Here is a 10433-nt window from a genome sequence, read left to right as displayed (position 1 = left end):
CGCCAGCATGAAGAGGGCCAGGATCAGTTGGAGGTAAAATCTAAACGCCTTCATGGCATTCCCCTTTCTTGAGGCCCCGGCCGCCGCTGCGACGGCCGGGGTTTGTCGGTTTGGTTAGTTGCAAGGTTGGCCGTAAGCGGCGATGAAAATCTGGTAGTCCTGAATGTTGACGGACCCGCTGTGGTTCAGGTCGGCCAGGCAGGCCGCGCCGTCCAGATCGTTGCAGTCGCTTCGACCCCATTCAGAAATGAAGATCTGGTAGTCGCGGATGTTCACCGACTGATCGAAGTTCAGATCACCGGTGCACTGCACGTTGCCGCCAATCACCCCGGGCACCTCATCGGCGCCGATGTCAAAAGTTTCGGCCGGCAGGTTGTGCACCCGCAGGTCGCCGTCGATATCGGTCTGCAGATCGGCCACGAAGGTGTAGGCATAGCCGTTGTTGACGGCCGACGATCCGGCCGTGAGGTGGTAGTCCCCCACCGGCGTGATCGGATCGTAGCGCACCTCGACGTAGTTGCCGCCCTCGTCAGTCGCCGCCGCAGTCAGCGGGGTGGAGTCCTCGGGGACGATGTTGCTGAGGCTCTTGCCGTTTTCGTAGCCCAGCACGAACAGGGGATCTGCCGAGAAGTTGGACCCGTGATAGCCTGCGGCGTCGGTCAGCAGGCTGTAGCGCGGATCCAACTGGGCCGCGGCAGCGGTGCCCACAACGGCCAGGTCGTCCACCCCCATCTGGGTCAGGCCGAGGTTCAAATCGTACATGAAGGCCCGGTTGTTGTGGATGATGTTGTTGGCCAGGCGGGTCGGGTCGGAGTACCCCGGGAAGCCCGCCGGCAGCTCCGCCGCCAGACCGGTCGTGTTGGCCCGGGAGACGATGCCGACACCCGGCTGCGGGTCGGACGAGGTGACATTGGTCACCGGGTCCGTCGTGATCAGGGCGCCCACCGTGGCCGTGCTGTCGTTGTTGGCGATGGTGTTGTTGATGATGCGCACGCGCACCGCGTCCTGCAGGGAGATGCCGCCGCCGGATTGGCCGGTGACGTTGTTGACGATCATGTTGTTGAAGACGTTGACATAATACCAGTCGTCGATATCGGAGCTGAAGCCGACATCTTCACCGTTGACAAAGGCCAGACGGATGCCGGCGCCGTCACCGGAACCGGCGTAGTTGCCCTTGATCAGGTTGTCGACGATGTCGACGTTGCCGGCACCGGGGGTGATCGCGTTGAGCACCTGGGCGCCCTCGACGGCAATGCCGCCGCCGCCGATATCCATGGGCATCTGGTTGAAGCAGGCGTTGAAAAGGATGACGTTGTCGGCGATGCGGCCGTTGTTGCTCAGGCCGATGTGGCCGATACCGCCGCCCGATCCGGTGGCGAAGTTGCCGCAGATGTAGTTGTCGGCCACCAGGTAATCGTGTGCACCGGTGTATAGGGCGATGCCGCCCGGGTAGCCGATGGGGCTGCCGTTGCCGGAAACCCAGTTGTTGTGGATGTAAAGGTTGTCGTTGCCGGCGTCCACGACGGTGTCGGTGTAGGGGAAGCCCACCTGGATGCCGCCGCCGTAGTGCCCTTCGTTGCCGAAGAGGCGGTTGTTGCCGATCTCGAGGCCGTGGGCGTTGCCGTTGACCACGATGGCCCCGCCGATGTCGGCGCCGGTGATGGATACACCGTCGATGCGGGCGCGGTTGCCGACTTGGAAGGCACCTTGGCCTTCAGCCGGTTCGTTGCCCATCACCAGGATGCCCGGACCTTCGGACTCGGTCAGCAGACCCGGTTCGTTGTTGGCCGGATCGAAGCCGGGGGTCTGTCCGGGCAGCAGATAAGAGGGATCGCTGGTGACGATATCTTCGAGCTTCTGGCGCCACAGCTGCAGCTTCTCACCCGGTCGTTTGACCGCGTTGATGACCACGCTGGGAGCACCCCAGCCCTGGAGCTTGACGGCCTTGTACATGATCACCATCTCATCATAGGTCCCCGGCGCCACCAGGATCAGGTCTCCGGGGAGGGCACTGTCGATGGCGGTCTGGATCGATCCGCCCGGGCTGACCGAACGGACCATGTTGGCGCCCGGCAGCGGACCCACCGTCACGCTGACGCCTATCGGCGAGGTGATCGGCTCGGGTACGCCGTTGGTGCGGGTCACCTTGAGCTGGTAGACCCCCGGCTCGGTGCCGGCGTGGACCCGCAGCTGGATCAGGTTGGCGCCCCATCCGCCAGGCGCGATGGTGAAGTCGGCACTGACGCCGTCCTCATTGACCATGCTGATCTGGCCCGGGCTGGCGCCGAAATTGTAAAAGCGGGTGATGGTCAATGGCTCAGCGCCGTCCTGGGTGTAGGCCGGGTTGGTGACCTGCATGGGGCCCAGAGCGGTAATTTGCAGGGTTTTATAAGTTGAACCCGGCTCCACGTAGGGCCCGCCGCCATAGCCGTTGGTGGGTTCGCTGACCGACAGGATCACCGGCGTCCCGTCGGGAAATTCACAGTCCAGGGGCCGGTCGGCCTTGGCCGCGAAGGCGGCGATGGGCAGCACCGGGGTGTCCAGGTAGGTGGTGGTTCCGGGCATGTACTGGAAGGTGTAGCAGAACTGGGAGTACTGCCGTTTGAAATAGGGGTCGATGTCGAAAACCCCCGGGGAGACCTCCACGGGGCCCGGATCGTTCATGCAGGCGATCAGCATGTTGGGCGACATCCCGCTGGGGCTGGGAATGTTGGTGGTGTAGGTTGACGGCACCAGACCGTTGTAGTTGCCAAACTGATCCGAATAGAGCCGTGTGACCGGGTTGCCGTTGTAGTCGTAGACGCCCACCGGCACCCAGGGGGGTGCGTATTTTTCGCCGAAGTTGGGATTGGCCGGGTCGAACTCGTTGGCCAGGTCATCCAGAATGAAGCCTCTGAGGTGCCCGGATACCGGCGTATCGGTGAAGACGAAAAAGTCCGCCGGCGTGTTCTGGCCCGCCGACACGGTGACCAGCTTGCGGTTGCAGTCCGGCAGCATGACCGGATCGCTGGGGTCATAGGGTTGTCCCTGGTAGTCGAGGGATTCCGGGTCGTAGAAGGGGTGAACCACTTCACCGGGGAAGAGCGCCAGGAACTGGGGCACCGCGTAGGGCTCGCCCACGCACTCCGGCGGAAAGTTATCCGGTGCGATGTAGGCTTCGCCGAAATCCACATTCTTGTCCTGGGCGCGGCCGATTTTGTATCCCGGCGGGGGCACGGCCTCGACGATGTACCGACCGGGGGCAATGCCGCCGTTGTTCTCCACAAGGGGGTTCGTCGCACCAGGATCAACCTGGAGACCGGGGAAGGCGTAGCCGCCGTCGTAGACTGCATTACGAACCTGGTTGAAGTTGCGCAGGCCGTCGTAGCACTTGTCGCCCATGTTCAGGGGGTCGAGCGGGTCGTCGTTGGGGCAGCCGTCGGGAGCACTGTCATCCCAGCTATCGGTGGCACCCAGCTGCACGGCGTCACCCATGTCGAACCCGGGGATGCCGCTGCGCTCGATGTCCTCGGCGCCCATGACGCCGCCTTCGCTCCAGCCAAAGGGGAAGTGGTCCACGTCGGCCAGCTGAATGCCGGCTACGCCGTTGATGTCGGCAATGTCACCCGTGGCGGGATCATACTGGTACAGCGCCATGGGCACCCGCGGCACACCCGGCTGCCACTCTTCGGCCAGGTTGTCCACCGGGTTGTTTTCGGCCCGGGTGACGTCGTAGGAGACAACGCCGGAGACACCGCCGTTTTCACCGATGGCGGTGTCATAGTTGGATTTGCCCCAGTAGATCACGTTGGTCTGACCCAGGAAACCCTGGAAGCCCTGGGTGATCACTTCACCCTGCTCGGTGCGGTAGGGCAGACCGCCGTTGTCCGGTTGAGGCTGTGGATTGAGGCGGTCGAAGGAGGGCGTGGTCCAACCGTTGTGGGGGGGAACCTCGCCACCGGCATCCACCACGATCGTGGCACCCGTGGCCCGGCGGGGAGCGGCGAAATCCCCTTCGGCCACCAGCCAGGCGAAAAAGGGAAACACCTCGTCAAAGGCGTAGCTGCCGTCGGGTTCGGTTTCACCCGCATCGTAGACCGATCCGTCGCGAAAACGCAGGGTCACGAAGGAGGATAGGCCCGGGTCGTCGGGATCCGGAAATCCGTTCTGATTATTATCGAAAAACACCTTGCCGCGCAGATGGGTGAACCAGTTGAACACGCCGACCTCACCCATGTCCACGTTCTGGTCGGTGATGGTGACGGCCTGGGCGGCGAAAACCATGTCCAGGGGCCTGTCCCAGAACACCACGGTGTAGTTGCCCGGGGGGACATTGGGAATGCTGAAGTCGCTGCCGTTGGTCAAAGGCGCGGCATAGAGCCCCTGGCGGGCGGCGTCGTTGAGCCCCACCCAGACATTGGGAAAATCATGGCCGCCGAAAAAGGTGTAGTCCGGGGGACGGGACATGTGCGTGCTGACCACCGTGCCGCTGATGGTATAGCTGCCGTTGAGGTCGGGTTGTCCCAATGGCTCCAGACGATCCTGGGTGCCGTCCATGACCTGGACGAAACCGAAGTCGGCGTGGTGTCCAGCCGGGCCAAACTCGGTGAAGTACGGTGGCTCGTTGGCCTTTACCCAGGCGTCGATGGTGGGGGAACCCTCGATGGTGCTGGTCTGGAACCAGCCCGAGCCTGTCGGCGGCGTGACGGTGATGCCGTATTTTGCCGGCGGCAGGTTTTTGACGATCACGATGCCGTCTGCATTGGTCAGCAACACGCCCGGGGTCTGTTCGGCGACAGGCAGGGCGGCGTTGACCACCGGGTTGCCGAACGCATCCTGGGTGATCAGTCCACCGGAGACGCCGAAACGGCCGCCAGCCTCGACCAGGTTCACCTGAAAGCCCGGCAGACCCAGCTCCTGGGGCAGATCCGGGGCGTTGTTGATCGGGTCGGTATCCTGGAACACGAAAATGGAGATCTGGGCCGTGGGCGTCGGCAGCGGGTTCAGTTTGACGCTTGCAGATGATGCACCCGGTTTGACCGGCGCACCGCCCATGGCGTACATGCCGGTGGATCTGGGGCTGATGGAAACGAAGTAGTGCTTGCCCGCTTCCGGCGTCCAGGCAGCCAGGGCCGCCTGGTCGGCGGCGACGGCCGAGTCGCCGCTCAGGACCACAGGCATGTAGCTGCGGTGAAAGTTCAACGCCAGGGCCGGAACAGTGGGGTCTCCCGGCACCGGGTGAAACGTGGCGTCCTCTTCGATGACCCAGCGAAAATTGCTGATGGGGGCACCGTCGGTGTCGGTCACCGAAATAGTAAACGCCGCTGCATTGACGCACATGAATGCAAGTAGGAGCGGGACGATCAGGGCAATACGCGCCGTCACCTTCCCTCTGGTGGATAGTAAGCTAGTCATTTGCATTCTGGTCCTCCTTTCGTGCGGGCCAAAGTTGGGTTGTGTAGACGATCTGGTCGTTAAGAACGAAAAATAATCTGTTGCCATGTTGTCCATTACGGGTGGCACGCGCTCATGAGGCGGCTGCCCCTTCCATCAGCTTATCTAGGTTTTCTTTCTGGACACGCTTCAACCCGTTGAAGCGCACCCCGCAAAGCCGAACATCCGTGCCGGTGAAACTACCGTCTTCAAGGAGGCTGGCCACATCGTAAACCATCTTGCAGGTCAAACCCGAAAGCAGGATTTGCGCCTGCTCGCCGGCAAAGATGTCGATCAGGGTCCATTGATTGCAGGTGGATTGGTCCGGTGGATAACTCAGCTGCATCCCGCTGGTGCTGAGATCGCGAAGCATGGCCACCTTTCCCGAACACTGATCCATAACAAACACATCTTTTCCGGCCATCAGATGTCGAGGATGTTTGCGTCGCTCGATTTTCACGGCCTTTTAGACCCTTCCGCCATGCTGATGATAGTGTTGCCTCTGCCGTCATCGGATCCGCCCCCGAACCCGCCGGTCCGGCAGAGGAACCGCTTTGGAAAAGGTCCGCAGCAATAGACGTGCCATAAAAAATTTATCAATAATTCCAATTAGTAATAAAAATTAAGCGGCGTTGGCGGGTGAAGGGGTTTGGTTTTCGGAGGGGCGCCCCTCCCATTATGGGAGGTCTGAGGGAAAAAACGCTAACGATTTCTATTTGTTATCGATATGGATCCCATTTTGGGAGGCAACACATTTGGCATAGGACGTATCGTCCTACTTGATGCCGTAAGCCTTGAGCTTCCTGCGCAGGGTGTTGATGCCAATGCCCAGAACCCGAGCACTCTCGGCCTTGTTGTGGTCCAGCATGCGGTAGACGGCCGAGATGTGGTTTTTTTCCAGCTCTGCCAGCGTGGGGACCGGTTGATCCTGCAGCGGGTGGACGGATTTTACGGCCCTGTTGCGGATGTGGGTGGGCAGGCAGTTGATCTGGATGGGTTTTCCCTGGGCCAGATTCACCGCCGATCTGACAATCGATTTCAGTTCCCGGACATTGCCCGGGTAGTCGTAGGCCATGAGCACATCCATGGCCGCCGGGTCGATTTCATCGGAATCGGGCCTGCCGAACTCCTTGAGAAAATCGTTGATCAGCAGGGGGACATCCTCCAGCCTTTCCCGCAACGGCGGCAGATGCAGCCAGCTGCCGCTCAAGCGGTAGTAGAGGTCCTTGCGAAAGCGCCCCGTAGCCATCATCCTGTCCAGGTCCTTGTTGGTGGCTGCAATGATCCGCAGGTCCACCTTGCGGGGGATGTTGGTGCCGATTTTGATAAACTCCCCGTTTTGCAGCACGCGCAGAAGCTTTCCCTGCAGGGTCGGCATCAGATTGCCGATCTCATCCAGGAAAAGGGTGCCCTTGTGGGTGTTTTCCAGGTAGCCCGGCCGGTCCTTGTCCGCGCCGGTATAGGCGCCTTTGGTGTGCCCGAAAAACTCGGCATCGAAAAGGCTGTCGGTGATGGCATCCATGTTGATGGCGGTGAACTGGCAGCCGGAACGGTCACTGGCGGCATGGATGGCCTGAGAAAAAAGTTCCTTGCCGGTTCCCGTCTCTCCGGTGATGAGGATGGGCGCATCGCTGGCGGCGTGCAGCTCAGCAATCTTGAGGATGCGGTTCATCTGCTCGTTGCGGGTGACGATGGGGGCGAATGCCGACGGGTTTTTCAATTCGGGGGTCGATTTTCGTTTGCCGAGGTCGAGAATGTCCAGGAGACGCTTTCGCTCCAGCGCCCGCTGGATGGATGATATCAGATCCTCCTTGGACACCGGTTTGACCAGATAGTCGTAGGCGCCTATCTTCAAACAGTTGACCGCCGTGCGCGCTTCGTCCAGGGCCGTAACCATGATGCACTCGATCTGAGGCTGGTGTTTCTTGAAGATTTCCAGCAGCTGAACGCCGTCCATGCCGGGCATGGTGATGTCGATCAGGGCGATATCGAACACGGCCCCGTTTTCGACGGCGGCGGCGGCAATCCGCGGGTCCGATTCGGTCTGGATGCCCTTGAAACCGGATGTAATCAACCCCCGACGAACGCTGTCGAGGAAGTCAATTTCGTCATCAACCACAAGGATTCTGTTCTTCACTGGATTCCTCTTCCGCTTAGGCTTCTGTCATCGTTGGGTATATTTTTAACCGCAGAGACCGCAAAGATCGCTGAGCGTTATTTTTAAAAGGCAAGCCGCTCAGCGATTGTTGTGGTTAAATCACCTCTCCGCGGTCTCTGCGCGCTCAGCGGTGAGTCACCGAGCCCCACTGCCCCATGTTCAGTCTCTGATTTTCTCCCGCCGCTCCCTGTCCGGCAGGAAAATGGTAAACGTGCTGCCTTCCCCCAGCCGTGTCTGCACCTCGATGCGTCCACCCTGACGCGCCACCAGGTTGTGGCACACGTATAAACCCAAACCGGTGCCTTCGCCGGCCGGCTTGGTGGTATAGAAAGGATTGAAAAGTTTCCCCAGCTGCTTTTCGTCAATACCACAGCCATTGTCGGAAACACGGATGATGATCCTGTCGCGCCATGAATCCCCCGTGGATGCCGATACGTTCACCGTGGAGTCCTCCTTGTCGGAGGCTTGGACGGCGTTGACGATCAGATTCAGCATAATCTGCTCCAGGGAGTACTTGTCGGCATAGATCCGGGGCAGGTCGGCGGGAATGTCTAGCGTGAAATCCCGAACCCGCTTCTTGATCTGGCTGCGGCAGATGGACAGAACCTCGTCGAGCACCACCGGCAACGCCAGCCACTCTTTTTCCCGATTGACGTTGTTTTGGGAGAACTCGCGCAGGTTCGACACGAAGCTGCTGATGCGACTGGAACCATGTTCGATATTGTCGACCAGCTTTAGCACATCATTGCGAAATTCGTCGTAGCGCATGTGAAACAGCTCGAAATCCGGCTGCGTGTCGGCATGCTGGTCCGCAATTTGGATCAGCGCTTCCAGATAATCGCGCAGGATGGGAATGTTGAACGAAATAAAGTTGTTCGGGTTGTTGATCTCGTGGCCGATGCTGGACACCAGGATGCCCAGTGAGGCCATTTTTTCACTCTGGATCAGCTGCTGCTCGAAGCGTTTCTCCTCGGTGATATCGCAGATGCGGATAATGGCGCCGCCTGACGCGTCGTCGACCTCCTTTAACGGATAAATGGTAATCCGCTCCAACCGCTGTGAATCGACGAGTCCCTGGCGCTCAAAGGTAACATTCTCACCGCGCTGAATGGCCCGTGGAATGGCGCAGTCCATGCAAGAATCCCCGCGGCCGATCTCCTGGTAGCACAATCGGCCGACCACCTGGTCCAGTGAATCGACACGGTAGGTTGCTGCGGCTACCCGGTTCAGCATGCGGAGCTTCATATCCGTATCCACCAGAATCAGTGAATCGCCGATCCCGTCGATGACCGTCTGCAGCGTGTTGCGATTTTTAAGCAGGCGCTCCTCGACCCTGCGGCGCTCCTCGATTTCGGCCTGCAGCTGCCGGTTCATGTCGGACAGCGCCTGGGTGCGCTCGGCGACCCGCCTTTCCAGCTCATGGTAGGCCCTCTCGAGCCCATCCTCCGCACGCAGGCGCCGAATGGCCGTACCCGCATGCATGGAAACCGTCTCCATGCGTTCGACCATCTCATGATCAAGCAGGCCTTCGCGGGTATCGGCAATCCGGATCAAGCCGAGAATCTGCTCGCCGACCCTGATGGGAACCAGCGCCAGGGAACGGTATCCCAGCCGCGCGCACCGCTTTTCCGGGCAGGCTTTCGGACCGTCCGCCGCTGGATCGCCGGCATGCGCGCCGCCGGCGAGGAAATAGGAACCAAAGGCAGTAAACCAGGCAAGGCGCGCATCGACATCCTGGTTCACCACACGCGCACACATGCCGCGGCTGGTTTTCAGAAAGGGGGCATCCAACCGGCAGCCCAGGTCGTCAGCGTCGGGGTGCGGCGCTGCGGCGTCAACGAGATCGCCATGGTCGTTCAACAGGTACATGGTGCACGCGCTGCAGCCGGTATGGGCCTGGATGCTGGCAATGAATTGACCGAGCATCCCTTTGATCTCCCGGTTGTCGTTGGCAATCTTCATGAACGCATAGGAGATGCGCAATTTTTGTTCGATCTGTTTGCGGATTGAAATATCCCTTTGAAAAATAACAATAAACGCGATTTTTCCCCGGCTGTCCAGAACGGGGTACGCCGAGCAGTCCGTCGTGATCGACCGCCCGCGTGCACCCGTGACCGTACACTCGCCGTTGAAGCGGCCCGTTTCGGTGACCTGTTTCACCAGGGTCTGAAATCGGGGTCGGGAGGCCGCATCCACAAAATCTGACAGCTGCCGCCGGCGCAATTCAGTCATGGGCAGCCCCAGATGGTTCATGGCTGCGGAATTGGAAAGCAGAATACTCCCATCCAGATCGAGAAGGTGGATCAAATCGCCGGCCGACTCGAAAATCCCCCTGAACTTTGCTTCACTGCGCCGCAACTCATTTTCGACGGCTTTCAGATCGCTGATGTCCCGGGCCAAAGTGACCAGGAGGGTCTTGCGGCTGAAATTGACGGTATTGGCCGAAACCAGGACGGTCCGGATGCCCCCAGCCTTGGTATGCACACTGAATTCGAGGTTGTGGACGGGTCGACCGGTTTCGAGTGCTGCCGTATAGGCATTGCGCATGTTGAAATCTTTCCAGCGCGGTATTTCACTGAGGGCCCTGCCGATGACCTCATCTTTTCCATAGCCCGTCAGTCGGGTGAACCCGTGGTTCACATCAACAATCAGATCGTCCTCCATGCGGGTCAGGACGATCGTATCCGGGCTGGTTTCAAAAATGGTTCTGAACAGCTGTTCGCTCTCCTTGAGGGCCAGTTCGGCCCGCTCGCGTTCATCGATCTGCCGGGCCAACTGGATATTGGCCCGGTCCAATGATTCGTAGCTTTCCCGTCGATAGCGCTCATACCGGCGGATCTGGAAGATCACAAGCGCAATCATG

General features: G+C 60.2%; 4 protein-coding genes. All 4 read right to left on the bottom strand.

Features of this window, described 5'->3' with window-relative positions; translation table 11 throughout:
* Nucleotides 1–114: 114 nt before the first annotated feature.
* Nucleotides 115–5400 carry a hypothetical protein gene (locus tag R6V78_RS16775; protein ID WP_410290534.1) on the bottom strand — a complete coding sequence of 1762 codons (5286 nt, stop codon included), beginning with the start codon at nt 5398–5400 and terminating at the stop codon, nt 115–117.
* 106 nt (nt 5401–5506) lie between these two features.
* A complete protein-coding gene (locus tag R6V78_RS16770) occupies nt 5507–5872 on the bottom strand; it encodes a PilZ domain-containing protein (RefSeq protein WP_410290533.1) in 366 nt (121 codons plus the stop codon).
* A gap of 315 nt (nt 5873–6187) precedes the next feature.
* Nucleotides 6188–7549, bottom strand: coding sequence for a sigma-54-dependent transcriptional regulator (locus R6V78_RS16765; RefSeq protein ID WP_410290532.1), 1362 nt, complete (start codon nt 7547–7549; stop codon nt 6188–6190).
* A 180-nt stretch (nt 7550–7729) separates the two neighbouring features.
* Nucleotides 7730–10433, bottom strand: a 2704-nt coding sequence (locus tag R6V78_RS16760) for a PAS domain S-box protein (RefSeq protein WP_410290531.1), incomplete at its 5' end; no start/stop codon positions are given.

The organism is Desulfosarcina sp., assembly GCF_046496365.1.
In the GTDB taxonomy this organism is placed as follows: Bacteria; Desulfobacterota; Desulfobacteria; order Desulfobacterales; family Desulfosarcinaceae; genus Desulfosarcina.
This window is presented reverse-complemented; position numbering and strand designations above follow the sequence as displayed.

What these genes read in the sequence shown, in the direction of transcription:
- R6V78_RS16775 (WP_410290534.1), bottom strand. Translation starts at nt 5,400, where the DNA reads ATGCAAATGACTAGCTTACTATCCACCAGAGGGAAGGTGACGGCGCGT.